Origin of the sequence: Kerstersia sp. (genome assembly GCF_052103615.1) — a bacterium.
In the GTDB taxonomy this organism is placed as follows: domain Bacteria; phylum Pseudomonadota; class Gammaproteobacteria; order Burkholderiales; family Burkholderiaceae_B; genus Kerstersia.
This window is the reverse complement of the sequence record NZ_JBQEKA010000023.1, coordinates 15040-40841: the sequence shown is the minus strand read 5'-3', so window position 1 is coordinate 40841 and position 25802 is coordinate 15040. Positions and strand designations below refer to the sequence as shown.

Sequence of the window (25802 nt, the reverse complement as noted above, 5' to 3'; positions counted from 1 at the left end):
CGCACATGCCAATCCTGCGCCCGGGGCACCCAGGTCCAGGCAGCCTGCTCGACACCATCGAGCACGGTCGCGCTGTCACTGGCCGCTGCAATCTGCACATCGCCGTAGCGCTGCGCTTCCTTGAAGGATTTGCGCGACCACTGGCCGGTCAGCACATAATCTGCCGACATGGTGCCGCGCAGATTGATCAGGTTCATCGGCACAATGGCGTTTTCCGCCGTTGCGCCGCCTTGCATGAATACCACGCCGTATTCATCGGGAATCGACAGCAGCGTGCGCAGGTCGGCTTCCGCTTCGTCGCAGATCTGGATGAACTGCTTGCCGCGGTGGCTCATTTCCATGACGGACATGCCACTGCCATGCCAATCAAGCATTTCCTCGGCGGCGCGCTTGAGCACCGCTTCAGGCAACACCGAAGGTCCTGCCGAGAAATTCCATGGTCTGGCCATTTCGCCTTACTCCTTTGCTTCTTCGCCCGCCTGCGGGTCTGCTGAAGGCGCCTGCCCGGCCGGATTCTGGCCGTCAGTCACGCCGTTTTCCAACGATTCCAACTCTTCCGACTCATCGGCATCGCTTTCCGCGACCCGGCGCACACCGGACAACACACTGCCATCATCCACGCTGATGAGCGTCACCCCTTGGGTCGCACGGCCCATTTCGCGGATTTCCGCCACACGGGTGCGCACCAGCACACCGCCCGTGGTGATCAACATGATTTCATCTTCAGGCTGCACCAGCACCGCGCCCACCACCTTGCCATTGCGGGCCGTGGTCTGGATCGCGATCATGCCCTTGGTGCCGCGGCCATGGCGGGTGTACTCGGCAATCGCCGTCCGCTTGCCATAGCCGTTCTCGGTTGCCGTCAGGACACTGGGCTGCGGGCGGCCATCCAGCGCCACGGCGGCTTCGCTGCCTTCCTCAGGCAGGACTTCCGCCACCAGCAGCGCAATCACGCCCTGCCCTTCTTCCAGCATCATGCCGCGCACCCCGCGGGCATTGCGGCCCATCGGGCGCACATCGTTCTCGTCGAAACGCACGGCCTTGCCGGCATCGGAGAACAGCATCACGTCATGCTTGCCATCGGTCAGGTCAGCGCCGATCAGGTAATCGCCTTCATCCAGATCGACCGCGATGATGCCCGCCTTGCGCGGGTTGGAGAAATCGGACAGCGGGGTCTTCTTGACCGTGCCGCGCGACGTCGCCATGAAGACATAGTGATCTTCACTGAAGGCCTTGACCGGCAGCACCACGGTAATACGCTCGCCTTCTGTCAGCGGGAACATGTTGACGATAGGACGGCCGCGCGAGTTGCGCGAGCCCTGCGGCACTTCCCACACCTTCAGCCAGTACACCCGGCCACGGTCGGAGAAGCACAGCAGGAAGTCGTGGGTATTGGCGATGAACAACTGGTCGATCCAGTCATCTTCCTTGGTCGCCGAGGCCTGCTTGCCCCGCCCGCCACGGCGCTGCGAACGGTATTCGGACAGCGGCTGGCTCTTGATATAACCGGTGGCGGAGAGCGTCACGACCATATCCATGGGCGTAATCAGGTCTTCGGTATCCAGCTCCGTCGCATTGTGCTCAATGGTGGAACGGCGCTCGTCCTTGGCGCCGAATTCGGCCTTGATGGCCTGCAATTCATCACCAATGATCTGGTTGACGCGTTCCGGGCGCGAAAGAATATCCAGCAAATCCGCCACCAGCAGCATAACGTCGCGATACTCGCCGACGATCTTGTCCTGCTCCAGCCCGGTCAGGCGTTGCAGGCGCATATTGAGGATTTCCTGCGCCTGCACTTCGCTCAGGCGATACATGCCATCGGTCTGCATGCCGAACTGCGCATCCAGCCCTTCCGGCCGGTACGCATCGCGCCCGCCCGGCGTTTCGCCATCGGCGCGCGCCAGCATCTCGCGCACGACCGAGGAATCCCAGGTGCGTTCCATCAAGGCCTGACGCGCCACCGGCGGCGTCGGCGCTGCCTTAATGATGGTAATGAAATCGTCGATATTGGCCAGCGCCACTGCCAGGCCTTCCAACACATGGCCGCGTTCGCGTGCCTTGCGCAGCTGGAAAACCGTGCGGCGCGTCACGACTTCACGGCGGTGCAGCAGGAAATACTGCACCAGCTGCTTCAGGTTCAGCAGCCGCGGCTGGCCATCGACCAGCGCCACAAAGTTCATGCCGAACGTATCTTGCAACTGCGTATTCTTATAGAGGTTGTTCAGAACAACCTCAGGCACTTCCCCGCGCTTGAGCTCGATCACCAGACGCATGCCGTCTTTGTCGGACTCGTCACGGATATCGGAAATGCCTTCGATCTTCTTGTCGTTGACCAGCTCGGCAATACGTTCCTGCAGCGTCTTCTTATTGACCTGGTAAGGCAGTTCATCAACGACGATGGCCTGGCGGTTGCCGCGCTCCATGTCCTCGAAGTGGGTCTTGGCGCGCATGATGACGCGGCCGCGGCCGGTGCGATAGCCTTCGCGCACGCCGGACATGCCGTAGATAATGCCCCCGGTGGGGAAATCCGGCGCCGGGATGCGTTCCATCAGTTCGTCAATCGAACACTCCGGGTTCGCCAGGCAATACAGGCAGCCTTCCACCACTTCCGACAGATTGTGCGGCGGGATGTTCGTCGCCATACCGACAGCAATACCGGAACTGCCGTTGACCAGCAGATTGGGCAGGCGCGAGGGCAACAGCAGCGGCTCTTGCTCGCTGCCATCGTAGTTGGGCCCGAAATCCACCGTTTCCTGGTCGATGTCGGCCAACAGCTCATGCGCGATCTTCGCCAGACGGATTTCGGTGTAGCGCATTGCAGCCGCGCCGTCGCCGTCAATAGAACCGAAGTTGCCCTGGCCATCGACCAGCATGTAACGCAGCGAGAAATCCTGCGCCATGCGGACGATGGTGTCGTACACCGCCTGGTCACCGTGCGGGTGATATTTACCGATGACATCCCCGACAATACGCGCTGACTTCTTATAAGCGCGATTCCAGTCATTGTTCAGCTCATGCATCGCAAACAGCACACGCCGGTGCACGGGCTTGAGCCCATCCCGCACATCAGGCAGTGCCCGCCCGACGATCACGCTCATGGCGTAATCGAGGTAGCTGCGGCGCATTTCGTCTTCCAGCGAAACGGGAAGTGTTTCCTTGGCGAAGGAATCCATAGTTGTGGCGGCTATCCAAAATCAGTTACTGCCCACCGGCATGTGGCGCAACGCACGCCCCCTGACGGGCCGGGCGCCACGCGATCAGTCGCCATCGCAACCGCAATGGCGGACCGACCTCGTGCCTGCGCACGAAAACATGGCGGACTAAACGGGCCATTCTAGCATTGGCGGCCCAAAACCATGGTTTCCCGCCAGACACAGGCAACGATCCCGAAGAAATGCGTGTCCGCACACCGCCCCTAGGCATTGTTGCCAAAAACCAACAAGAAAATTGGCCCAACGGCCTGAAATCCACAAAGGAAAGGTCAATCACCCCACGCCGCAAGACGAAAACGACGAAATCACCGTAAGATTGACTTCAGGCACGCAGGAAGCCCCCAGCAATGAATGCGCCAAACAAGCCTTGCATTGCTATACTGGCCCCGCTTCCTGATTGTGGCGGGGGATTCGCTGCAAGTCACTTATTCAGCTTCAAGCTTAACGAGGAGAAATATGAACAAGCCCTCCAAATTCGCTCTGGCGCTTGCGTTCGCCGCCGTCACGGCCGCTGGCGCCGCTTCCGCTCAGAACGTGGACAACTGGCGCAACAGCTCCGGCGAAGTCTGGCGTAACATCAACGGCGAACTGTGCTGGCGCGATGCTTTCTGGACGCCCGCTACTGGCGTTCCTGGCTGCGACGGTGTACCCGTTGCTGAAGCTGCTCCGGCTCCGGCCCCGGCTCCCAAGCCCGCCCCCGCCGTTGTTGCGACCAAGGTCGTCTTCAATGCCGATACCTTCTTTGACTTCGACAAGTCCAACCTGAAGCCGGAAGGCCGTCAGTTGCTGGATCAAGTCGCTGCTCAAGCCAAGGCCATCGACCTGGAAACCATCATCGCTGTTGGTTACACCGACTGGATCGGCACGGACGCCTACAACCTGAAGCTGTCCGAGCGTCGCGCCCAGACCGTGAAGAACTACCTGGTTGAGCAAGGCATCGACGCCAACCGTATCTACACGGAAGGCAAGGGCAAGGCTGACCCGATCGCCAACAACCGCACTGCCGAAGGCCGCGCCAAGAACCGCCGCGTGGAAATCGAGATCGTCGGTACGCGTTACAGCCGTTAATAAGCCAGACAGCCAGTTTTCTGGCTGACGGCTTACAATGAAAGGGTTCCGGTCTCGGAACCCTTTTTTTTGCCCATGCGCCGCCACGGACTCCGGCGACGGCGCGGGCAGACCTGTTAACGATGCAGGGCCAGGGCCCTCTTCACTGACATTTTTCGTGCCATGACCACCACATCCAAGCCTGCCACCGAGCATCACAACGTCAGCCAGGCCGAACTGGACAAGTTCAGCGCCCTCGCCTCCCGCTGGTGGGATCCCGAAAGTGAATTCAAGCCCTTGCATGTCATCAACCCCCTACGTCTAGGTTGGATACGCGAACAGGCAGGAGGTTCCCTGAACGGCCTGCGCATTCTTGACGTCGGCTGCGGCGGCGGCATTCTGGCTGAAAGCATGGCGGCCCAGGGAGCGGAAGTCAAAGGTATAGATCTGGCGGACGCCTCTTTGCAGGTCGCGCGCCTGCACAGCCTGGAAAGCGGCATCAAGGTTGACTATGAATCCGTCGCTGTCGAAGCGCTGGCCGAACGTGAACCCGGCAGCTACGATGTCGTGACCTGCATGGAAATGCTGGAACACGTGCCCGACCCCTCTTCCATCGTGCAAGCCTGCGCCACCCTGCTCAAACCCGGCGGCCTGGCGACCTTCTCCACGCTGAACCGCAACGCCAAGTCTTTCCTGTTTGCGATCGTCGGCGCGGAATATGTGCTCAAACTGCTGCCGCGCGGCACGCATCAACACGACAAATTCATCAAGCCCAGCGAACTGGCCGCCTATGTGCGCCGCGCCGGGCTGACGGCGCAAAGCATGCGCGGCATGGAATACAACCCGTTGACCCAGCACTACCGCCTGTCCGGCGACGCCTCGGTCAATTACATGATGGCAACCACAAAATGAGTAGCGTGACCTATCAAGGCCTGGTTCTGTTCGACTTTGACGGCACGCTGGCCGACTCGGCCCCTGATCTGGCCGAAGCAGCCAATCAGCAGCGCCGTTACCGCGGCCTGGCCGATCTGCCCTATGAGGCTCTGCGCCCAGTCGCATCCCAAGGCGCGCCCGGCCTGCTGCGCGTGGCGCTCGGCCTGGACCGCAGCGACACCGAATTCGAAGCCGCCCGCCAGCGCTTTCTGGCGGACTATGCGGCCTGCATGACCGAACGCACCGATCTGTTCCCGGACATCCCGGAACTGCTGGCGAATCTGGAACAACACGGCTTGGGCTGGGGCATCGTGACCAATAAGGTTGAGCGCCTGGCCTTGCCCATCATCGAGCATCTGGATCTGATGCGCCGCAGCGCCGCCACCGTCTGCGGCGATACCTGCGCCTATGCCAAGCCTCACCCGGAACCTGTTTCCCACGCCATCCGCCTGGCGGGCTATCAGGCGCAGGACACCATTTATGTCGGCGACGACGAGCGTGACATTATTGCCGGCCGCGAAGCCGGCACGCGCACGATTGCCGTCGGCTTCGGTTATTGCGATCCTGCCCAGGCGCGCAACTGGGGCGCCGACCTGTATGTCGAGCATCCCGGCGAACTTTGGGATGCCGTACTGGAACTGCTGCCGCGCCGCTAAACACAGCCCCCTAGTTATGCCAGCATAGCTAGGGGTGGCCAGAGTCTCTGCCCTCTTCATCATGACCCGCTCCGCCGCTTCCCGGCCTGGCCCTGCCGCCTCGCTGGCGCCGCAATTGGCCCTGGTTTTCATCACCATGATCTGGGGCGGGACATTTCTCGCTGTTCAGCATGCCCTCAGCGCCAGCACACCGATGTTCTTTGTCGGCTGCCGTTTCGCCGCCGCCACGCTGGCCGTCGGCCTGATTTCATTGCGCGCGCTGCGCGGCATGACCTGGCGCGATATCCAGGCCGGGGTCATCATCGGCATTTCCATTACCCTCGGGTATGGCGCGCAAACATTGGGGCTGCAAACCATTACCAGCAGCGAATCGGCCTTCCTGACGGCGCTTTACATGCCGCTGGTCCTGCTGCTGCAATGGCTGATATTCCGTAAAGCCCCGCGCCTGCTAACCTGGCTGGGTATCTTGCTGGCCTTTACCGGCCTGCTGTTGCTGACCGGCAACGGCACCGGCGCCATTACCCTGAATCAAGGGCAATGGCTGACGATATTCTGCGCCGCTGCGGTCGCAGTCGAAATTGTCCTGATCAGCCATTTCGCCAGAAGCGTCGATGTGCGCCGCGTGGTGGTGGTGCAGCTTGCCGCCGCCTCCATCACCGCCTTCGCGCTGATGCCCCTGGCTGGTGAAACCGCGATCCCTCCCTTTTCCTGGACGCTTGCCATTTGCGCAGGCGGGCTGGGGCTGGCCAGCGCGCTGATCCAGCTCGTCATGAACTGGGCGCAGCGTTTTGTCGATCCGGCACGCGCCGCCATCATTTATGCCGGTGAACCGGTCTGGGCAGGGCTGATCGGCCGCATCGCCGGGGAACGCCTTCCCGCCATGGCCCTATTGGGGGGCATCCTGGTCGTCTTGGGCATCATCGTCAGCGAACTCAAGCCGCGCCAATGGCGCCTGCGCCGCCGCCCGGCCACACCGCCAGGCACGGAGCTGCCCTTAAACTGACCCGGCGGCAGCGCCTATCGCGCGCCACCGCCAGCCCGGCCCCCAGCGCGCCTCCTGCTAGTTCCTCCGTAAAGAGGATTTGCGTGCAGCAGACACCTGATGGAAACATAATGCTGGCATAACCCGGCAGCTCGGCGTAGAATGGGTTCCTCTGGGGCCGATCCGGATTCGACGTGGGTCATGAAACAGAGCAGGGCATGTCGAGCACCAGTTCGCTCGTAAATCCACTGGAAAACTACAAACGCCAACGACGAGCGTTTCGCTCTGGCCGCTTAAGCGGTGAGCCGCTGCACTGATTTGTCTTTGGGTCAGCCAGGGTAAAACCTGGAGCAGCGTCATCTACAAAGAATCGGGTCTGTCTGGGTCACGAAGCCAGATCTTAAATCCAGTGAATCGCCGAGGAAGGGCCTGTCGATGGGCATGAGCCAAGGTTAAAACTTAAAATTTATCGACTACACATGTAGAACTGCCTGCGGAGGGCTTGCGGACGCGGGTTCAATTCCCGCCGGCTCCACCACTTCCCAGAAAAACCAACCGGAAACCGGTTGGTTTTTTTTCGCCTGCTTCCCGCGTTGGTGCGGCTACCAAATTTGACCTCGCGAGCGTCGCCCCTGCAAAGTCGGCGTTTTCGCCCCCGCTGACACCTCTCTAGCCTCCGTTTTCTCTGGTGGCAACGCAAGCGTTCTCGAGGCCACGTCCTTTACTGGCGCAGGCTTAGTGGCGGTTGGTTGTGGTTGGCAACTCCTGTAGCGGTGGCGACCGAGTGCCGAGCGGTAGGCGAAAACCACCGACAAGGTTGTTACACAGTACGTCGCCCGTGTTCGTGTCGTCCGCGAGAAGCGACAACACCATCATTAAGGATGGCTCCAGTCTATGTGCCCGCTCAAGCCGACGCTGCTTGCCCTATCAACCGTGGCTTTGATACTGCCGCGGCCAGTGAGCTGCCTGAACCCGCCCGACATGCTGATGCGACTGCTGCAGGCATTGCGCTCACTTCCGTCACCGGAGCCGTTGCCGCCAACTACCAGACCTGCCACGAAAACGCCGAACAACTGAGAGCACTACAAGCGTGAAGCACGGAAATGAGCAGAACATCGAAACAGTGACTTGGCGCTAACCTGGTCGGATAGGGAGAAAAAACGTCGAGCACGAGGCTCACTGACGGACTCCCCGCTCGGTCAGTGTAGCGAGAGCTAATCACGACTGATGGCGCCAATCATCAGCCCACGCAGTGTGCATGGTCGAATCATGTTGCCAGATGTTATCCTTATGCAAGGCTAAAATATATGAAAAAATGAACGACTATTTCAACCATCTTTCGCAAGCGAAGGACGAGGTAATCTCCGTCCTAAGAAATAAAGGTATTCAAGAGAAATATCTTCATTTTGGCGGTGAAGGGCCTCAACCCGAAAAAAAACCGAGGCCGCCGACAGATGCGCGGTCAGAGTTCCTCGCGAATCGCGCGATGGGCGATTGGGCCGAGGGTATGGTAACGAGCGCGGTCCAATCGAGCTATGGCACGTGGGCAGTCACCCAGTACGGCAACACTGACTCGATGGCTGCGGGGGAAGATGGTTTCGCCGATCTATACTTAGCTGGCTTGGAAGAGGTGCGTAAGCATGGAAAGCGTCCGGACCTGCTCGTTCTCCCAGCAAATAGAAGCACACCTCCCGATATCTCCGCCCTGACGCGTACGCAGTCAGACCTATATGTGGCTCGCTCGATCGCGGCAATCGAAGTTCGATCGAGCAAGTTCAAGGCGCTCCAATATATGGCCGTTCGGCAAGAAGATTGGGCAAACGGAAAGAAGTCGGATCGACTCACCCCCAGCTTCACCGTTAAGGTCGAAGATCTGGTAATCGTTTATCGCTGGATAGAGAAATACCGCGTATCACAGTCTTACTGCCAAGTATTTTTCGATTCTATGTGGGCAATAAATGTCCTCGATATTTTTCGCATTATCGGATCAGGCGTTGGCTTTAAGATCGAAACACCCGAAAAAAGCCAATTAAAATCCACGATTATGATACCGATTACAAGTGGATCAAAAGTGGGCGATTTCCTTGAGCCGCCCGTATTTCAGGTTGAAACAAAGTACACCCGACTCGGGAGAGTCGATGCATTCGTAAAACCAGTGGGTGGACGAGTACAGATAGATGTAGAGACTCTCAGAAAAGTTCTTCTTGCACAAGTCGATCCATCGTAGTTCCTCGAAGGGGCCCCGAGGGATTTTCAATCAAGTTTGCTGCCAACACATTAAGCTCCGTCGGACAGAAGTCAGGATCCTTTCGAAGCTCCCTATCCCATGAGATGAACAGCGAAACGATTTTATCCACGGTTCCCTCGGGGAGGCACCTGATATCGGGAATTTCTAGCTGAAGGAGATCCTTCGGTTCGAATTTTGCGAGACCGCCGCCATATACGCGGCGGTGTCTCATTGCGCGCTCTTGAACAGGGGCGGTATTCAAAAGTGCTACCAATGCTGTCACCTGCTTACCGCTCAGACCGTTAGGGTATAAGCAGTGAAAAGTAGTCAAGTTGCAAACGCCAGCGGCGTTGAGCACAAAACGAAGGCTCGCGCGGCCGAAAACTGCAGCCCAAATGGGGGCCGGCTCGCGGTTTTCCATTGAATACCATGGTTTGCGCGCAGCCAATAAATAGCGCTCGTGTAGATTATTTGAAATCCCCTCAGCGATATAAGCATCTTCCTCAGGTGATAGGTCAGGGCCAAAAGAAACCAACCGCGTCCGAGCGTCTTCGTTTTCCAGTTGAATTAGATCTTCATTCGAAAATATCAGGCCTCTAATATCCTGAGCGCGACCAATGCAGATTTTCTGATTGCGACTTTGAATTCCGTAAACCGTAGCCTGAGAAGGTCGCAGGTGGAAAAATTCGTTCGCGCCGGTGGCTATACCACGGCGACTTTTTGCTATAGTCTCAACCGTTATGAGATGGCCCATTTTTTCATGCAAACCCATCTCAAAAAGTCGATCCCACTTTGGACTAGTTCGAAGCACATCCCACGGTATGCTTTCTTTCGTTACTCCGGACAAATCGGGAGCATCCCCGGCGATGAGAGATTCGATATCAGGGATGGCCACTCCCTCTTCGACGTAAATAACATCGAGACTCTCGGCGCTCACAGGGCTCTTTTCGATCAGTAATATCGCTGCAGTGGTTAAAGCATCGTCGAACGCGAGCGTATTGTGCGAGAAATAAATAAGTTGACGCAAGCATCCATTCTGATAAAAAAATTGCTTAACCGCTGCCCCGAAATTTGCATTCATCCATTCCGCCGGGACGATAATGGCAGCTCGCCCGCCATCTCGTAAACTGCGGCAGATCTCTAATATGAAGAGCACATACAGATTAGAACGGCGAGAAAGTTTGATACCATTCCTATTTCCAATCGCCGCATGAATATCGAACTTGTAATTCAAGTTCTGATGCCGCAAATATGGCGGATTTGCCAATATTGCATCGAATTGGGGAAGCTCTGCCGTCAGAAAGTCCCCCTTGATAAAGTCCACCAACTTGTCATTGACCATTAATGCACGCGCCAGCTGCAGTGGTGCCTGATCAATATCGATGCAGGTAATTTTCGCCTCTGGTAGCGCTTCACGAACTGTCCGAGTTAAGATTCCTGGGCCCACGGATGGATCGAGCACGGTCAAGGGTTTAACACTCTCTATCCAGTTCGTCATCAACTTCGCGATAGGTGCTGGTGTGAAAAACTGCCCTAAAGAGGAGCGCCGATCTCGTGGCACTACACGAACATACATCTGCTCCGGGGTCTCAGTACTGCCTATCGGCCACTCGATGCTCAAATCTTCGATATCGTCAATATTGATGAGCCTGTCTTTCTTTGCCCCAGCTTTTGCCATCAGTTTCCTCGTGGTAATCCAGTTATCCCGGTTTGTCTTTCTCGCCCCCACATCCGAAGCCAGTATTCTTGCTTATTTGCTGCTGAACGATACGCAGCAGACGACGAAGAAAGACAGCCAAACAAGATTAAAATATAGAATATATGGTTATTAACTATTTTACGTGAGCGCTAGCAAATAGAGAGCGTTCGTTTGGGAATTGAATGCTTTGACATGACTGCGGGATTTCTACCACAAGTTAAGTAAAACACCCGACCGCAGATTTTCATAAATTTGGATGCCTTCGGAGTGCCAATGCTTCAGGGAGGCCTCGCTGAGCTCCCTACGAGGCCAGTTGCCTTTGGTTGAAATGAACGATTCCATATTGCTCTCCTTGCGAATGAGTTGGAAGGATCACATGAACGCTTCGTTTCGCCCACAAGTCAAATCATGCCCCAGATGGTCATGTCAATTCCCCCACTCATTGCTACCTCAAACTCCTCCAGGGCAGCACGGACGCTTGGACTATGACGTCTCTGGACTGATGGCGATGTGATAGGTAGGCTCTATGAGGCGATCGCTTTTTCCTTCGAACTCCAGCATAGCGCAGCGATCCACTTGCCTCGATGGTCTCCTTCGCACTAACGTACTGCACATCAGGCTCAGGGTGATTGGATGGTTGAGCGTCATCAGCGTTCTTTGGCGGATAGGTGACAGCCCGTGGAACGTGTTCACCCTCACCGAGGATTGCCATCCAGTGCTGTGCGTTCTGGCGTTCTAACTCGAAAATGTCCGCCTCGTGGTTGCGGACGTGGTGAAACAACTTGTGCAAGATGAGACCTTCGTTGTCGGAACACCAGCGTCGCAGCGTCTTGAAACTGACCTGCCAGCGATCGGCTAAATGCTTTTCGGTCATCACGAGGTGGTGCACCCTTTTCTCCTGAACAGATGCCCCCATAACAACGCTGTCCACCGTAGAAGCCAAGCTCAGTGTTCGCTGATCACCCTGCAGCCGTATCCGCAATCAGCACATCGGCAGGGATTCCCAGGCTATTGTGCAGTCTGCGGATCATGGCCAGCGTCAGCGGACGCTTGCGGTTCAGGACTTCGTAGACGCGGTTGCTCTTGCCAATGATCGGCTCAAGATCTTTGACGGACAGACCGCGTTGATCCATCCGGAATTTGATGGCCTCCACCGGATCAGGCGTGGTAATAGGGACGTGCTTGGCCTCATAGGCCTGCACCAGCGTAGCCAGGATGTCCAAACGATCACCCTCCAACGTGCCCAGGCCAGGGTCGGAATCCCTCAAGGCTGAAATCTCCTTGAGGGCGGCCTTGTAGTCTGCTTCGGTGTGGATAGGGCAGATGCCCATGTTTTCCTCCGTGGCCGGCCAGGCCATCTCAACGTTTTCCGCGTCGACGGCGTCGCACTCCTTTTGAGTGCCGACGAACTTCACGTAGACCATCTGCAACTTATAAGTAATCGCCACAAGCAGCCGATAGTCATTGCCTTTGATGTTGAAGACCATGCGACGATTCTTCAACACGCTGGCGCTGCGGTACTGCGCCTTGATGTCTGTGGGCTGAGTCCAGGATGCATTCGTTGCCTCCTCGTACCAAGCCTTCAGCGGCTGCTCGGCGTCGGGATGGCGCTCCCAGAAGGCCCGGAGGGTAGATACGGCAATCACTCGCATCGGCCGAAGTTTAGTCCCATTTTGGGACTATAACAACCGGTATTCGGGGCAATGTGCGACGCTTTCATGATGCGAAATTCTCGTTTCGTACAGATTAGCGCTCGCAAGGGATACGTTTTCGTATCTGGTTCAGAAAGCGGACGCGGGTTCAATTCCCGCCGGCTCCACCACTTCCCAGAAAAACCAACCGGAAACCGGTTGGTTTTTTTTCGCCTGCTTCCCGCGCCTGCCTGGCCAGATTGCCCGGCCTGGCAGGTGCCGCAGGGCTTATTGCGCCGCAATCGGGCTATCGAAAACAACCATTTTCTGGATAAGGGGCGTCATCCAGGTTTTCATTTCCTGATGCGCCGGGCTGATCTGATACGCATCATGCGCAGCAGCGGACTCGAAAGTGGACACCATCGCATAGCCGAATCCCTGCGCGCGCGATGCTTCATTGGCATACAGGCCATAGCCCAGCACCCCATCGCATTCTGCCCGGATACGGCGGGCGTAATGCTCCACGGTTTCGAAAAAGCGGGCATCCGCTTCAGATTCGAATGCCATCAATACAATATGCATATACATGGGTGAACTCCCTGGCGTCACAAACGCCTCAAACACCTCAAGCGCCTCAAACACCTGACGCAATGGTTTGGCGGTTCTGAATTTTGATGTCTTACATTCGCGCCAGCATGCCGCCATCAAGCGCCAGCACCTGCCCGTTGACGAAGTTGCCTGCGGGCGACGCCAGGTACACCACAGCCGGCGCAATATCGTCCGGATCGGCCCAGCGGCCCAATGGCACGGCCTGCTTCAGAAAATCATCAAACCCATCCCGTTCCTGCAGGCCCTGCGTGAAGCGGGTACGCACAAAACCGGGCGCCAGCGCATTGGCCGTCACTCCTGCCGGGCCATACTCCACTGCCAGCGCGCGCGTGAAAGCGGCAATGGCGCCCTTGGCCGACGCGTAGGCCGCAATCCCAGGCATGCAGGCCTGCCCCGCTACCGACGACATCATGATGATGCGCCCGAAGCCTTGCTGCTGCATGAATGGCAAAAAGGCATGGGCGCAATTGAACGCGCCATTCACATGCACATCGAACAAGGACTGCCATTCCTGCTGGGTCATTTCCACTACCGTTTTGCGGTTCTGGTTGCCCGCGTTGCTGACCAGAATATCTGGCGCCCAGCCGGCCGCTGCCAGGGCGGCGGCCGCGGCCTCTACCTCAGCTGCCAGCGCGACATTAAATACACTGCGCCGCGCCAGAACGCCCTCTTCGGCCAAGGCCTGAACGGCTTCATCACAACGCGCCGCGTCCAGGTCATTGATGACCACGCGCGCGCCTGCCCGCCCCAGATGCTGCGCAATGGCCAGCCCCAGGCCCGAGGCGCTGCCCGTGACGCAGGCCACACGGCCCTGCAACCCAAAAGTCTGCTCAAAATAGCTCGCGTTCATTGTGTTTTGCTCAAATCAAAGTTTGTATGCCGGCGCAGACATTGAAATTCTGGCCAGTGAAACTGCGGCCCGCAGGCGAGGCCAGGAACAGTGCCGTTGCGGCCACGTCCGGCAGCGGCACCTTGCGATGCAATGCCACATTGCCCAGGATGAGGGCTTCCTGCTCGGCGACGCTTACCCCCCTGGCACGAGCCTTGGTCTCCGTGACCGTCCGCGAGCGTTCGCTATCCACGATGCCCGGCAGGATGGCATTGACCGTAATGTCATCGCCGCCCAGTTCAAGCGCCAGGCTTTGCGTCAGCCCCACCACCGCCCATTTGGAAGCGGCGTAAGGCGTGCGCAGCGGATACCCCAGCCGCCCGGCGACGGAGCTCAGGTTGATGATGGTGCCGCGCCCGGAGCGCCGCAGCGCTGGCACCGCCTGCCTGACACACAGATACTGGCTGCGCAGGTTCACGGCCATCACCTCATCCCACTGCGCCGGGCCAATATCGGTAATTGCCGCCGTCGGGCCTGCGATACCGGCGTTATTCACCAGCACATCCAGACCGCCCAGATGTGCGTGCGCGGCGTCAAACCAACTGGCGACGGCACCCGGATCGCTGGCATCGGCCACGCACGCGCCTATCCCCGGCAAGGCGGAACGCGCCGCGGCCAGCGCCGCCGGTGAGATATCGCTGATATGCACCCGCGCTCCGCGCTGCGCAAACGCCTGCGCCATCGCCAGGCCTATGCCCGACCCGCCAGCGCTGATCATGACCCGCAAGCCCTGCCAATCTCCGCCCGCCACATTTGCCGCCGCACTGTCTGCGGGAATTTCTGCCGCAACCCCTGCAGCAACCCCTGCCACCTTTCCCGCTGCCTTGCCCGTTCCCTGATCCATCCTTGCCCCCTTGCCGTCTATCCGGCGCCTCAGCGCAAATACGCGCCGCCGTTGACATCCAGCGTCGCGCCGCAAATGAAACTCGCCCCTGGCGAGCACAGAAAAGCCAGCGGCCAGGCCACTTCTTCCGGACGCCCGAACCGCGGCACGGGCACGTTTTGCATCATGGCCGGATCCGCCATGGCAACCATGCGCGTGGCAATGGCGCCTGGCGCCACCAGATTGACCATGACCTCCGGCGCGGCACGGCGTGCCAGCCAGCGCGTCAGACTGTGCAGCGCCCCCTTGGACGCGGCGTAATGCACAGGCGCATGGGCAAACGAACCGCCAGTATGCGCCGCGACCGAGCCGACGATGGCCAGCCGCCCATACCCGGCAGCCTTCATGCCCGGCAGCAGGGCCCGGGCAAAATTCACCGGTCCGGCCAGATTGATATCCATGGTTTCGCCGAGCGCCTCATCCCAGTCTGCGTCTTCCCAATCCTTCAAGGTGTAGATGCCGGCATTGAGAATCGCCGCATGAATGGGCCCCTGGGCGGCGCACAGGGCTTCAACCTCCGCCCTGTTCCGCACATCGCACAAGACAAAATGGTGATCCCGGCTGCTGCTCCCCGCCAGGGTTTCCATCAACCCGCCAGGCGGCACGACGCAATCGGTCAAAATCAATTCCGCGCCCAGCCTGGCGCACAACCTCGCCGCCGCCTGGCCGATGCCGCCGCAAGCCCCCGTTACCAACACCCGCTGACCGCTTAAGTCATACGGCAATCGTTCCACATCCATCCGTGTCGCTCCTTACCTGATCCAGGCAGGCGCAAGCGCTCGCCAGCCTTTGCCATGACGGCCCGCGCTTGCTCTCCTGCCTGCTGCCCCTGCTGCGTTCGCTGAAGAGGGCGGCGCGCCTGTGCCTATGCGCCGCCCTGGATTCAATTGGCCTTGCTGCGTGCCTGGTCAATAATTTCCAGCGTGCGGTCCACCAGCGCCTCCCCCAGCTCGGGCTTGTATTTCTGGATCACGGGTGCCGTCACTTCCACCATGCGGGCATGTTCTTCCGGGCTGATGGCATTGAAAACCATGCCCGCGTCCGTCAGTTCCTTGACCACATCCGCTTCCATCTTGCGGCTCAAATCACGGTGAAACGCCTGGGTTTCCACGCAGGCCGACTGCAAGACGCCGCGCTCATCGTCATTGAGCTTGTCCCAGAATTTCTTGCTGGCCATGACGACCGCTGGCAGATAGACGTGGCGAGTTTCGCTGAGATACTTTTGGATATCCTGGTACGAACTCGACTTGGTCACCAGGAACGAACTTTCCTGGCCATCTATCGCCCGGGTTTCAAGTGCCGTATAAGTCTCCGGGTAAGGCAAGGGCAAAGGATTCGCCCCCAAGGCCTTGAAAATGTCGATATACACCCGGTTTTGCAGCGTGCGTATCTTCAAGTCGCGGAAATCCTCCAGCTTGGCAATTGGATGCTTGCTGTTGGTGACCTGGCGAAAGCCATAGTCCAGGTAGCACATGCCGACCAGTCCCTTGTCGGAAAACTTGTCGAGCAATTGCTGGCCGACTTCACTGTCGATCACTGCATCGGCTTCCTGCGGGCTCTGGAAAATGAAGGGCAGATCGAAAATCGCCAGTTCTTTGACGTTGCCGGCAGCACCGGCAGTCGATACCACCGTCATTTCCAGAATCCCGCCCTGGGCGGAAGACATGGCCTGTATCTCGTTGCCCAACGTGGCATTGGGATAGCCTGTTACCTTGATGCGGCCATCGCTCTTCTGTTCCACCAGCTTGGCATAGTGTTCCACGGCAATCCCGACAGGATTGTCCTGCGCCACCGGATAGCTGAACTTGACGCGCTGATCACGGATATCAGCGGCTTGCGCTGCCGTACTGCCCCAAACCAGCATGGCGGCAGCGCAAAGCGCGGCGCCACGGCTGAGACCTGTACCGGCCTTCGAAATATTGCGGATTTTCATGTTTGTCTCCTGCCTGGTGGATAGACCAGTATTTTTTTAATGGAACAACCTCTGCGGCCTGAGTCTGTCAGCACCGCCGTGGCGGCCTGCCTGCCCGTCTTACTTCAACTCCGTGCCAGCCAGCTCCCCGCCAATGAACTTATTGGGCTTCAGAAAGAAACAGAGCACCAGCGCCCCCTTGGGAGAACGCGCCACATGCCGGTGGCCCTTGGGGCGCCAAACGAAGTTGCCTGCCCGGTAAACCCCGTCCTCGTCCTCGAACTCGCCTTCCAGCACATAGCTTTGCTCGACCTCCACGTGTTCATGCAGCCCCAGCACGCTGCCCGGCTGCCAACGGAACAATGCCGTCAACAATCCGGTTTCCTCGTCCTGCATCAGAATTTTCATATCTATGCCCGGCGTCGGCGTGGACTTCCAGGGCAGATCGTCCACAGCCATGTTGCGCGAATCCATCGGGCCATAGCGCTCGGCGTTAGGCAGATAGGGGGTGTTCAAAGCCATGTTTGTCTCCTTATGGGTTCTTCTCTTTTGAAACAGCAAGTTGGGGGGTGAAACCTCAATCCACGACGGTATTGACGAGTTCGCCTATGCCTTCGATCCGGGCACTTATCGTTTGCCCGGCTTGCAGGCAGCGCTGCGGCCGCATGGCAAAACCGACCCCCTTGGGAGTGCCTGTCGCAATCACATCGCCAGGCAGCAAAGCCATGCCTTCGGACAACGACGACACAATGGTCGCAATACTGAAAATCATGGAAGCCGTGCTATCTCGCTGGCGCAATTCGCCATCTACCTCCAGTTCCAGCATCAAGGCATCCGGGTCCGCAATCGCACTCGCATGCACCACGACCGGGCCCAGCGGACAGCTGGTATCCAGGCTTTTTCCCTTGAACCACTGCCCATGCAGGCGTTGCAGGTCACGCGCCGTAATGTCGTTCAGAATGGTGTAGCCAAAGACATGGTCCAGGGCGTCAGCGACGGGAATATCGCGCCCGCCGCGGCCGATCACAATGGCCAGCTCCACTTCATAGTCCAGGCTGTTGGTCAGCCCGGCATGGCGCAAGACCTGCCCGCCATGCGCGACTAGCGCCGTGCGCGGCTTGGTGAAAAACTCTATCGCAACGGGAAAGGCATCAGCCGGCCGTCCATTGGCCAGGTTGCCTTCAATGATGTGCTCGCGATAATTGCGGCCCACATTGAAAATATTGCGCCCCTGCGGATCGGCCGGCGGCAGGATCTCCAGCGCCGTATAAGAATGAACCGCCGCGCCATCCTGCCTGCCCTGATATTGCTGCAACAGTTGCCGCGCTGTCTCCAGCGCCACATCCCCCGCCAGAATCAAGGCCTCGACAGACATCGGCACCGGCTCTGCCGGCCAGACTGCGCTCAGGTCCAGGACATGGCTCTCGCCCAGCATGGCTCCCAGATGCGTGCTGCCTTCCTGCCGGAAGTTAAGAAATTTCATCGCACTACCCCTTGAAAAATTTTGCTCTTCCAGCGCCTGCATGGCGCGGACCATCCACTACCAGCCTCATCCTTCCACGGCTTGCCTGACAGCTTCCCCGCCGCCAGGTAGCACCGCCTGCCGCCCCGGTCAGGGGCTGCCCTGATTTCAAAGCGCGCGGCGCTCCGCTTCCGGCTCGCGCTCGGCCTCCTGTTCGACTGCAATAAACAATGCCCGCACATGGGCACGCGCCAGCGCCGCCGCCTTTTCCGCGTCGCCATCCTCGATGGCCTGGATGATTTCCAGATGCTCGCGCAAGGAATCTTCCGCCCGGTGCAAACGGGCGATGGTGCGGCGCCGGTAACTGGTCTGGCGGTGGCCGAATGAGGCCCATACCCGTTCCAGCAAATGGTTATTGGCCAGCCTGAAAATTTCTTTATGGAAGCTCACATTGGCTTGCGAATAGCGCTCTGGCTCAGCCTCCGCCGCGCCTGGCTCCAGAAACGGCGCGAACAGCGCACGCAGGCCCATCACATCGCGCTTGGAGGCATTCAGCGCCGCCTCGCGCGCGGCAAAGCCTTCCAGCTGCTCCCGCAATTGCAGCCATTCCATATAGTCTTTGTCGCTGACTGGCTGCAGCAAGGCGCCGCGCCCCGGCCGCAGGCTGATCAGGCCGGTACTGTCGAGCCGGATCAGCGCTTCACGCACTGGCGTGCGGCTTACGCCCAGCTTGTTCGCCAGGTCTTCTTCGCGCACACGCACAGGCTCGGTGATCTGGGCGCGCAACTCATTGAGATGCGTGCTGACGGCCTCGAAAATATCCTGGCTGGTGTTCTTGGGTGACGGTTTACTTGTCATGGTAGGAAGCAATCGGAAAAAAGGTTCAACGTGTCAGGAAGTTCAGCGGCACCATCACGATGGACGGGAACAGCACCAGCAGGAACATGACGACAAACTGGGCAAGCATGAATGGCAGGACCCCGCGGGCCACCTCGTCCAGGCGCATTTTTCCTACGCCGGCCACCACATTCAGGACAGAACCCACGGGCGGGGTAATCAGGCCGATGGCATTGTTCATGATGAACAACACGCCGAAATAGACAGGGTCAATACCAGCGCTCTTGATGACAGGCATCAGGATGGGCGTCAGGATCAATACGGTGGGCATCATATCCATTGCCGTCCCGACCACCATCACCAGCAGCATGATCACTACCAGCAGCAAGGTCGGATTGTCCATGAACGGTTGCAAGAGACCGATCACCTGTGACGGAATATCGGCAATCGTGATGAGCCAGGCCGAGACCATGGATGCCGCCACCAGGAACATGATCACTGCCGTGATACGCGATGCCGAGACGAAAACCTCGTACAGCTGGCGGATATTCAGCTCCCGATACACGAGCGTCGCCACCAGCAGCGCATAGACCGCCGCCACCACGGCTGCTTCAGTGGGTGTGAAGATGCCAAAGCGCAGGCCGAACAGCACGATGACCGGCAAACCCAGCGCCCAGAGCGACTCTTTGAAGGCGATCAGTTTCTGGCGCAAGGTGGCAGGCGTCGGCAAAGTCACCGACTCACGCGACGCGACAAACCACCAGGCCAGCGCAATGGCCACGCCCATCAGCAGGCCAGGCACAATCCCCGCCAGAAACAGCTTGCCGATAGACACATTGGCCGCCACACCAAACACGACAAAACCAATCGACGGCGGGATGACCGGCGCAATGATGCCCGCCGCGGCAATCAAGCCGCCAGCCTTGGCCTTGTCATGGCCAGCCTTCACCATCATAGGCAGCAGCAGTGCCGCCAGCGCAGCGGTATCGGCCACTGCGGACCCTGACAGCGCCGCCATCAGACATGCCGCAAGAATGGCCACAAACCCCAGGCCGCCGCGCATGTGCCCCACCAGCGCAATGGCCAGCGCCACAATGCGGCGCGACAAACCGCCCACATTCATGATTTCACCGGCCAGCATGAAAAACGGCACTGCCAGCAAGGGAAAACTATCGGCGCCATTGATGACGTTCTGCGCCAGAATCTGGGCATCAAACACGTCCAGGTGCCACATCAGGGCAACGCCGGACAACAAGAGCGCGTAGGCAATAGGCATGCCGATGGCCATGCCCGCCAACAGCGCACCGACAAAAATATAAACAGTCATAGGATTCTCCGGGACTCGGTACGCAGCGCGCTCAATCGCGGCTGGCGGCAGATCTGGCGGGTTCGATATCAGCGCATTCCTGCACCATCAGGGCGCCGTTGCCGCGCCGCCCGCTGAGATTCATCCACAGCTCGTACAGCAGGATGACCAGCGTGGAGACGGCAAACACCACCCCGCAGAAATACAGGAATGACAGCGACAAACCACTGACCGGCGCTTCCGTTCCGGCATTGATTTCCACCTGGCTCCAGCTGCCCGAGAGCATCAGCCAGCTGATGTAGAGCATGATGAGCTGCGCCACGACAATACAGACCCGGCGCGCGCCCGCCGGCAGGCGCACCACCACCATATCGGTGCCCAGGTGGGCGTTATCGCGCAAGGCCACGATGCTGCCGATAAACACCATCCACACAAACATCCAGCGCGACAGTTCCTCGGAAATCAGCCAGCCGGTGCTGAACGCATAGCGCAAGACCACGTTGCCAAACACCAGGATCACCATCGCTGCCATCAGCAGCGCACAGAGGGCGGATAACGCCCGGCAATAGACATCCAGCACCCGATTCATATGCCTCTCCCTGTTCTCCGTCCGGCAGACTGCTGCTGCCTGTCCCGTGTGCAAACCATGTTTCTGTACTCCGTTTTTATATTTTGCATACAAAATATGTTTTCTGTGTGCCATTTTATTTTCCGTATGCATAAAAGAAATCGGGGTTTTCCTGTTCAGGGTTTCCGGCTAGATACTTGCCGCCTGGCTAAACCACGCTGGCGGCTTGGCAGCCCGGCCGATCTGTCGCAAGATGGCCGCCAACGTTTCAACCGCAAGGAAAGCCATCCATGACACAAACCGCACGCAAAGCCGACCCGCTCTTCTGGGGGAACGGTGACAAGATTTTTGAAATGTTCCTGGAACCCACCTGCCCTTTCTCGGTGAGGGCTTTCAACAAGATGGATGCCCTGCTGGCGCAGGCGGGCGCGGACCGGGTCACCGTGAAACTGCGGCTGCAATCACAGCCCTGGCATATGTATTCAGGGGTGATCACCCGCTGCATTCTTGCCGCCTCCCTGCTCGAAGGCGGGCGTGACAAGGCCAAACGTGTTCTGCAGCTTGTCGGCGAACATCGGGAGGAATTCGAATTCGAAGGCCACTGCAAGGGACCGAACATGGATGCCACGCCGCGCGACATCATCCGCCGTATCGAAACCTACAGCGGCCTGGCCCTGGCAGAGGCCTTCGAATTCCCGGAACTGGAAGCCGAAATCAAATGGCATGCCAAATATGCCCGCCAGAATGGCATCCATGTCTCCCCCACCTTTATGATGGATGGGCTGATACAGCCCAAGCTGGGCAGCGGTGATCCGGTGGAAGACTGGGTTCAGGCCCTGCTGGGCTGAGCGCAACCTCCGCCCCTGTGCCCGGCCCACCGCTCTCGGTTTTCTGGGTGATCAGGAAAACCCGGCTGGCACCGTAGCGCGCTTTCAGGTTGCGCACGGCAACGCCGGCACGCCGCATCTTCTTCGCCGGGTCGTGATCCCGGCGATTATTCAGATTGCCAGAGGCACGCTGGCCAGAATCATCCGAGCATGCATATCAACCCGATGCCAGGACCGGCATCCCCGATGCAGAGCCAGCGGGAAACGGCCTTGCGCCGTTGGATTCTCCCGGCCTGTTCTCCCCTCCCAATACATTAGAAAAATCAGACACACCTCAGAACAAAGGCGAGTATTAATCAATTCGTTCTGAGGTGTCTCCATTTTTTATCGCTGCCCGTCTCCTGCTATAGATGGGCAATAAAAGAGAATGACTTTCTTTACTATTTTTATCCCTGCCTTCTATTTTTGATATTTTCGGGACTGACGTTGTCACCCCCTCGACGTCTCTCCCTGCTTACGCCAGGAAAAAATAAAAACATGTCACACAGGAAATACAGCCAGCCGGCAAGCCGTTCTTCGGCTCGGGCTTCCTTTGCTGCCCCGGCTTTCCGCCATACGCTGATTTCCCTTGCCATTGCCGCGCTATTGGGCAGTTATGGCCTGCCGCAACACGCCCATGCGCAAGACAGCACGGCGATAAGCAGCACGCTGGAACTGAGCTTGCCTGCCCAGCCCCTGACCGCCACGCTGACAGAAATATCACGCCTCAGCGGCATCCAGATTTTCGCCAATGGAGACATGCTGGCCGACCTGCAAGCCCCCGCCCTCAGCGGCGCCATGACCGCGCAACAGGCCGTCAGCCGCGCCCTGGCCGACAGCGGCCTGCAAGCCATGGCCAGCGGGCCGGGCGCGCTCACCATCATCAAACCCAGCACCCAAGGCCACAACGCCGTCACTACCCTGGAAGAAGTCACCGTCATCGGCGCCAACCGCCACGAACAAGGCCACCAGGATGTCTATGACAAAGACATCACCAATATCTATCTGGATCGCGCCTATCTGGACACCTACCGCGCCACCTCACCGGCGGATATCTTCCAGGGCGCGCCTGGCGTTTTCAGCGGTGAGGCCCGCAATAGCGCGGCGCTGGACCCGAACATCCGCAACATTCAGGGCCAGGGCCGCGTGCCGGTGGCCGTGGACGGCACGGAACAGGCCGTCACTGTCTATCGCGGCTATTTCGGCGCCAACAACCGCAACTACATCGACCCTGCGCTGATCAGTTCCGTCGCCATCGAAAAAGGCCCGACGCTCAGCCGTGACATGCCGCATGGCGGCATAGGCGGCGGCATTGCCATCACCACGCTGCGCGCAGACGACATCATCAAGGATGACCAATCCTTCGGCGCCGAGCTCAAGCTGGAAACCGGCAACAATGCCACCAAGCCGCGCGTCAATGACAGCATCTACAACACGGACTACCGGGATATCCCCGGCGCGCACCGCAACTGGGAAACTTTCGCTTCCAGCTGGAAATGGACCAACCTGACCAGCGACGCCAAACGCAGCGGCCGCAGCGGCTTCAACATGGAAGATGCCGCCGCCCGGCTGGCGCTGGCCTGGCAGGGCGAAAAATACGAAGTCCTGGCCGCCACGGCCGTGCGCCGGCGCGGCAACTATTACTCGGGCACCAAGGGCGCGGACAAATACATGGATGCCGCCCCCAACACCAGTAACTCCTTGAACCCCTGGCGCAGCCCCTTCGCCCCCTTCATTGCGCGCGTGGCGCTGCCGGGCACCGAGGTCATGAACACCTCGATGGACACCACCTCTTTCCTGCTGAAAGCCAATCTGCTGATGCCACAGGAACAGCGTCTGGGCCTCAGCTATCGCAAGACCATCATCGAAAACGGCGAAATCATGCCCTCGCGCCTGAACTGGGCGGAACTGGAAAAAGACGGCGGCCTGCCGCAGTGGCCGCTGGCGGAAGTGGACCAGCAGGCCTTCAGCCTGGACTATGCCTGGAACCCCGACAACAACCGCTGGATAGACCTGAAAGCCCAGGTTTGGGCGACACGCACCAAATCGGATACGAACAGTTCTGGCGGCTATGCGGTGGAGCCCTATGAACAGGATGGTGCCTGGAATGTCTATCAGCGCTGCGTGGAATATAACGGCGAAAACAGCCCGAGCTGCCCTGCCACACCCGTTGCGCCCGACCCGGATATCGACGGCCGCCTCGTCAATAAGTCCAAGATGCGCTCTACCGAGAACCGCATCGGTATCCGCCTGGACAACAACATCAACCTGCGCGACAACCTTAGCCTGCTGCTGAGCGCCGATTTCCAGCATGAACGGCTCAAGCCCGACCCCCACTACAACTACTACACCCATGGCGGTGAATTCGAGGCCCGCCCGCGCGACGGCAAACGCCGTGAATCCAAGTTCGGTTTCAACTTCAGCTGGCAGCCGCTGTCCTGGCTGGACGTCAATGCGGGCGCCCGGTATGTGAGCTATGCCTCTACCGATTTTGAAGTGGACAACATGCTGGCAAATCAGAGCTGGACAGGCGTTGGGGAATTCAAGACCTACAGCACCGGCCTGTTTTCCTCCTGGCTTGTCCCTTTGAATCAGGAAATGAGCACGCTGAAAGCCCTAGAGGAAAAAGCGCGTGCTGAAGGCAATATTGCCATTGCAACCGAGGCAAGCGCAAAACTCAGGCAAGCACTGCTAACTCAATACCCCGACGGGGAAAACCAATTTTCCACCCAGGGTAATGCCTACCAAACCAGTAAAGTCGTAGATCCTGTCAGCGGCCAGGAAATCTGGGTAGCCCATGTTCCTATCGAGTGGAAGCGCAATACGGAAGAATATAAATTCCTTGCAGAAGAAAACCCTTTTACCAATGGCACTTACGACCCGGATAACGGCACCATAGAGTACTACGCCGACCCGCTGAATCCAGACGCCGCACCGATTACTGTTAAACAGTTGCAGCGACAAACCGCTGCATTCCGTCACGCAAGAAAATCGGTACGCTTGACCAACCCGGAAGAGCTGAAAGCGCTAATAGAGAAGAATAAAAAACGCCATGCCTGGGCACCGGTCTTTTCCGTCAGCGCCCGTCTGACCGAGAACAGCCGCATCTACAGCCGTTACGCGCAAAGCGTGCGCATGCCCAGCATTTTTGAAGACACTTCCGGTTTTTCCAAATCTGCAGCAGACATTGGAGCGCCCTTCGTCAACAGTTTCAAGCCTGAGCGCGCCACCAACATCGAAGTCGGCTATGCCCACAATCTGACGTCTTACCTGCCATCGGCACGGCATGCGGACATCCGCTTTTCCTATTACCACACCACCGTCAAGAACATCATCGACCGCATCGACGACAACCTGTTCTGGCAATTCGACAAGATGAAAACCTCGGGCCTGGAACTGCAAGGGCGCCTGGACACCGGCCGCTGGTTCTTCAATGTTGGCGGCAACTACAACCTCAGCCAGGAGGTCTGCGACAAAGGCGAAGCCCTGGCGCTGGACCCGCTCTATGGCCGTATTCCCGAATGCATAGAAGGCGGTTTCCCTACCGGTTTCCTGCGCAGCATGGTCGGGCCGCGCTACTCCATCACCACCGACCTGGGCACACGCTGGTTCAATGATGACCTGGAAATCGGCGGCCGCCTGACCTACCACAGCAGCCGCAACCAGACCCAGGAAGCCGAGTTTGCCAATATCGAAGGCGCGCGCTGGCCGGAAGTCTCAGCAGGCAACCGCCCTATCCAGTGGCACCCGGTAGCCGTCTTCGACGCCTATGTGCGCTACCGCTTCAACGATCACTACGCCATGGAACTGGTCGGCACCAACCTGAGCGACCGCTACTACCTGGACCCGCTGACACGCACCATGATGCCCGCGCCTGGGCGCGCTGTCAGGCTCAGCGCCACGATGAAATTCTGAAGGGACATGCCAATGAAAAACGCACCCAGTTTTTAAGACGCCTTGACCAAGACACCAGGCCACACGCTACCCCATGCAGCGTTTCATCCAAACACGGAAGAAACGCTGCCGACGACAGACCTGCACCTTGTTCACGCTGAATTTTCGAATGGAGCCGCACCATGACAC

Annotated in this window: 21 protein-coding genes, 1 other RNA gene and 1 pseudogene; 8 read left to right on the top strand and 15 right to left on the bottom strand. The window is 58.7% G+C overall.

The annotated features are described in order from the left end of the window. Both ACTJGZ_RS07535 and gyrA read right to left on the bottom strand, forming a co-directional pair. On the bottom strand, positions 1-449 hold a 449-nt coding region (locus tag ACTJGZ_RS07535; protein WP_441662320.1), incomplete at its 3' end, for an aminotransferase class V-fold PLP-dependent enzyme. 6 nt (positions 450-455) lie between these two features. After that, positions 456-3173 carry a DNA gyrase subunit A gene (gyrA, locus tag ACTJGZ_RS07530; RefSeq protein ID WP_441662319.1) on the bottom strand — a complete coding sequence of 906 codons (2718 nt, stop codon included), beginning with the start codon at positions 3171-3173 and terminating at the stop codon, positions 456-458. Between the two features lie 495 nt (positions 3174-3668). On the opposite strand from gyrA, the gene ompA reads away from it, so the two are divergent. The 6 genes from ompA (at position 3669) to ACTJGZ_RS07500 (ending at position 9057) form a co-directional block, all read left to right on the top strand. Continuing rightward, positions 3669-4280 carry an outer membrane protein OmpA gene (gene ompA, locus ACTJGZ_RS07525; protein WP_441662318.1) on the top strand — a complete coding sequence of 204 codons (612 nt, stop codon included), beginning with the start codon at positions 3669-3671 and terminating at the stop codon, positions 4278-4280. A 162-nt stretch (positions 4281-4442) separates the two neighbouring features. Continuing rightward, entirely contained in the window at positions 4443-5171 is a 729-nt protein-coding gene (gene ubiG / locus ACTJGZ_RS07520) for a bifunctional 2-polyprenyl-6-hydroxyphenol methylase/3-demethylubiquinol 3-O-methyltransferase UbiG (protein WP_441662317.1), read from the top strand. Continuing rightward, positions 5168-5848: an HAD family hydrolase gene (locus tag ACTJGZ_RS07515; protein ID WP_441662316.1), complete on the top strand. Its 681-nt coding sequence runs from the start codon at positions 5168-5170 to the stop codon at positions 5846-5848. The genes ubiG and ACTJGZ_RS07515 overlap by 4 nt, the downstream gene beginning before the upstream one ends. A 61-nt stretch (positions 5849-5909) precedes the next feature. Next, the gene (locus ACTJGZ_RS07510) at positions 5910-6851 is read left to right on the top strand and encodes a DMT family transporter (protein ID WP_127775651.1); all 942 of its coding nucleotides are present in this window, start codon (positions 5910-5912) and stop codon (positions 6849-6851) included. A 153-nt stretch (positions 6852-7004) separates the two neighbouring features. Beyond that, positions 7005-7368, top strand: a transfer-messenger RNA (tmRNA) gene (gene ssrA / locus ACTJGZ_RS07505). 777 nt (positions 7369-8145) lie between these two features. After that, entirely contained in the window at positions 8146-9057 is a 912-nt protein-coding gene (locus tag ACTJGZ_RS07500) for an AccI family restriction endonuclease (RefSeq protein WP_441662315.1), read from the top strand. Here ACTJGZ_RS07500 and ACTJGZ_RS07495 read toward each other — a convergent pair. The 13 genes and pseudogenes from ACTJGZ_RS07495 to ACTJGZ_RS07435 form a co-directional block, all read right to left on the bottom strand. Then, positions 9020-10735, bottom strand: coding sequence for an HsdM family class I SAM-dependent methyltransferase (locus ACTJGZ_RS07495; RefSeq protein WP_441662314.1), 1716 nt, complete (start codon positions 10733-10735; stop codon positions 9020-9022). The two genes, ACTJGZ_RS07500 and ACTJGZ_RS07495, sit on opposite strands and share 38 nt — an antisense overlap. Before the next feature lie 980 nt (positions 10736-11715). Continuing rightward, positions 11716-12087: a helix-turn-helix domain-containing protein gene (locus tag ACTJGZ_RS07490; RefSeq protein ID WP_441662322.1), complete on the bottom strand. Its 372-nt coding sequence runs from the start codon at positions 12085-12087 to the stop codon at positions 11716-11718. 24 nt (positions 12088-12111) lie between these two features. After that, positions 12112-12408: pseudogene (locus ACTJGZ_RS07485) on the bottom strand (type II toxin-antitoxin system HigB family toxin); the annotation flags it as partial. A gap of 267 nt (positions 12409-12675) precedes the next feature. Continuing rightward, positions 12676-12975, bottom strand: a complete 300-nt coding sequence (locus ACTJGZ_RS07480; protein ID WP_441662313.1) for a Dabb family protein — start codon at positions 12973-12975, stop codon at positions 12676-12678. Between the two features lie 91 nt (positions 12976-13066). Then, on the bottom strand, positions 13067-13846 hold the full coding sequence (locus tag ACTJGZ_RS07475; protein ID WP_441662312.1) for an SDR family NAD(P)-dependent oxidoreductase: 780 nt from the start codon (positions 13844-13846) through the stop codon (positions 13067-13069). A gap of 10 nt (positions 13847-13856) precedes the next feature. Then, positions 13857-14603: an SDR family oxidoreductase gene (locus tag ACTJGZ_RS07470; RefSeq protein ID WP_441662321.1), complete on the bottom strand. Its 747-nt coding sequence runs from the start codon at positions 14601-14603 to the stop codon at positions 13857-13859. A 155-nt stretch (positions 14604-14758) separates the two neighbouring features. Then, a complete protein-coding gene (locus ACTJGZ_RS07465; protein ID WP_441662311.1) occupies positions 14759-15508 on the bottom strand; it encodes an SDR family NAD(P)-dependent oxidoreductase in 750 nt (249 codons plus the stop codon). A 143-nt stretch (positions 15509-15651) separates the two neighbouring features. Further along, positions 15652-16701 carry a TRAP transporter substrate-binding protein gene (locus ACTJGZ_RS07460; protein ID WP_441662310.1) on the bottom strand — a complete coding sequence of 350 codons (1050 nt, stop codon included), beginning with the start codon at positions 16699-16701 and terminating at the stop codon, positions 15652-15654. Positions 16702-16800: 99 nt separating this feature from the next. Continuing rightward, on the bottom strand, positions 16801-17202 hold the full coding sequence (locus ACTJGZ_RS07455) for a cupin domain-containing protein (RefSeq protein WP_441662309.1): 402 nt from the start codon (positions 17200-17202) through the stop codon (positions 16801-16803). Between the two features lie 55 nt (positions 17203-17257). Continuing rightward, positions 17258-18163 (bottom strand): fumarylacetoacetate hydrolase family protein, encoded by a 906-nt coding sequence (locus ACTJGZ_RS07450; RefSeq protein WP_441662308.1) that lies wholly within the window; start codon positions 18161-18163, stop codon positions 17258-17260. A 147-nt stretch (positions 18164-18310) separates the two neighbouring features. Continuing rightward, on the bottom strand, positions 18311-19000 hold the full coding sequence (locus ACTJGZ_RS07445; protein ID WP_441662307.1) for a GntR family transcriptional regulator: 690 nt from the start codon (positions 18998-19000) through the stop codon (positions 18311-18313). 25 nt (positions 19001-19025) lie between these two features. Next, on the bottom strand, positions 19026-20306 hold the full coding sequence (locus ACTJGZ_RS07440) for a TRAP transporter large permease subunit (RefSeq protein ID WP_441662306.1): 1281 nt from the start codon (positions 20304-20306) through the stop codon (positions 19026-19028). A gap of 31 nt (positions 20307-20337) precedes the next feature. Beyond that, entirely contained in the window at positions 20338-20874 is a 537-nt protein-coding gene (locus ACTJGZ_RS07435; protein ID WP_441662305.1) for a TRAP transporter small permease, read from the bottom strand. Between the two features lie 269 nt (positions 20875-21143). On the opposite strand from ACTJGZ_RS07435, the gene ACTJGZ_RS07430 reads away from it, so the two are divergent. Continuing rightward, positions 21144-21701 (top strand): DsbA family protein, encoded by a 558-nt coding sequence (locus ACTJGZ_RS07430; protein ID WP_441662304.1) that lies wholly within the window; start codon positions 21144-21146, stop codon positions 21699-21701. A gap of 516 nt (positions 21702-22217) precedes the next feature. Beyond that, positions 22218-25634, top strand: coding sequence for a TonB-dependent receptor domain-containing protein (locus ACTJGZ_RS07425; RefSeq protein ID WP_441662303.1), 3417 nt, complete (start codon positions 22218-22220; stop codon positions 25632-25634). The last annotated feature ends 168 nt before the right edge of the window (positions 25635-25802 follow it).

Coding starts and splice junctions, on each gene's coding strand:
- gyrA (WP_441662319.1), bottom strand. CDS start 3,173: ATGGATTCCTTCGCCAAGGAAACACTTCCCGTTTCGCTGGAAGACGAA.
- ACTJGZ_RS07450 (WP_441662308.1), bottom strand. CDS start 18,163: ATGAAATTTCTTAACTTCCGGCAGGAAGGCAGCACGCATCTGGGAGCC.
- ACTJGZ_RS07430 (WP_441662304.1), top strand. CDS start 21,144: ATGACACAAACCGCACGCAAAGCCGACCCGCTCTTCTGGGGGAACGGT.
- ACTJGZ_RS07495 (WP_441662314.1), bottom strand. CDS start 10,735: ATGGCAAAAGCTGGGGCAAAGAAAGACAGGCTCATCAATATTGACGAT.
- ACTJGZ_RS07515 (WP_441662316.1), top strand. CDS start 5,168: ATGAGTAGCGTGACCTATCAAGGCCTGGTTCTGTTCGACTTTGACGGC.
- ACTJGZ_RS07465 (WP_441662311.1), bottom strand. CDS start 15,508: ATGGATGTGGAACGATTGCCGTATGACTTAAGCGGTCAGCGGGTGTTG.
- ACTJGZ_RS07460 (WP_441662310.1), bottom strand. CDS start 16,701: ATGAAAATCCGCAATATTTCGAAGGCCGGTACAGGTCTCAGCCGTGGC.
- ACTJGZ_RS07455 (WP_441662309.1), bottom strand. CDS start 17,202: ATGGCTTTGAACACCCCCTATCTGCCTAACGCCGAGCGCTATGGCCCG.
- ACTJGZ_RS07475 (WP_441662312.1), bottom strand. CDS start 13,846: ATGAACGCGAGCTATTTTGAGCAGACTTTTGGGTTGCAGGGCCGTGTG.
- ACTJGZ_RS07470 (WP_441662321.1), bottom strand. CDS start 14,603: ATGATCAGCGCTGGCGGGTCGGGCATAGGCCTGGCGATGGCGCAGGCG.
- ompA (WP_441662318.1), top strand. CDS start 3,669: ATGAACAAGCCCTCCAAATTCGCTCTGGCGCTTGCGTTCGCCGCCGTC.
- ACTJGZ_RS07435 (WP_441662305.1), bottom strand. CDS start 20,874: ATGAATCGGGTGCTGGATGTCTATTGCCGGGCGTTATCCGCCCTCTGT.
- ACTJGZ_RS07510 (WP_127775651.1), top strand. CDS start 5,910: ATGACCCGCTCCGCCGCTTCCCGGCCTGGCCCTGCCGCCTCGCTGGCG.
- ACTJGZ_RS07445 (WP_441662307.1), bottom strand. CDS start 19,000: ATGACAAGTAAACCGTCACCCAAGAACACCAGCCAGGATATTTTCGAG.
- ACTJGZ_RS07425 (WP_441662303.1), top strand. CDS start 22,218: ATGTCACACAGGAAATACAGCCAGCCGGCAAGCCGTTCTTCGGCTCGG.
- ACTJGZ_RS07500 (WP_441662315.1), top strand. CDS start 8,146: ATGAACGACTATTTCAACCATCTTTCGCAAGCGAAGGACGAGGTAATC.
- ACTJGZ_RS07490 (WP_441662322.1), bottom strand. CDS start 12,087: ATGGGCATCTGCCCTATCCACACCGAAGCAGACTACAAGGCCGCCCTC.
- ubiG (WP_441662317.1), top strand. CDS start 4,443: ATGACCACCACATCCAAGCCTGCCACCGAGCATCACAACGTCAGCCAG.
- ACTJGZ_RS07480 (WP_441662313.1), bottom strand. CDS start 12,975: ATGTATATGCATATTGTATTGATGGCATTCGAATCTGAAGCGGATGCC.
- ACTJGZ_RS07440 (WP_441662306.1), bottom strand. CDS start 20,306: ATGACTGTTTATATTTTTGTCGGTGCGCTGTTGGCGGGCATGGCCATC.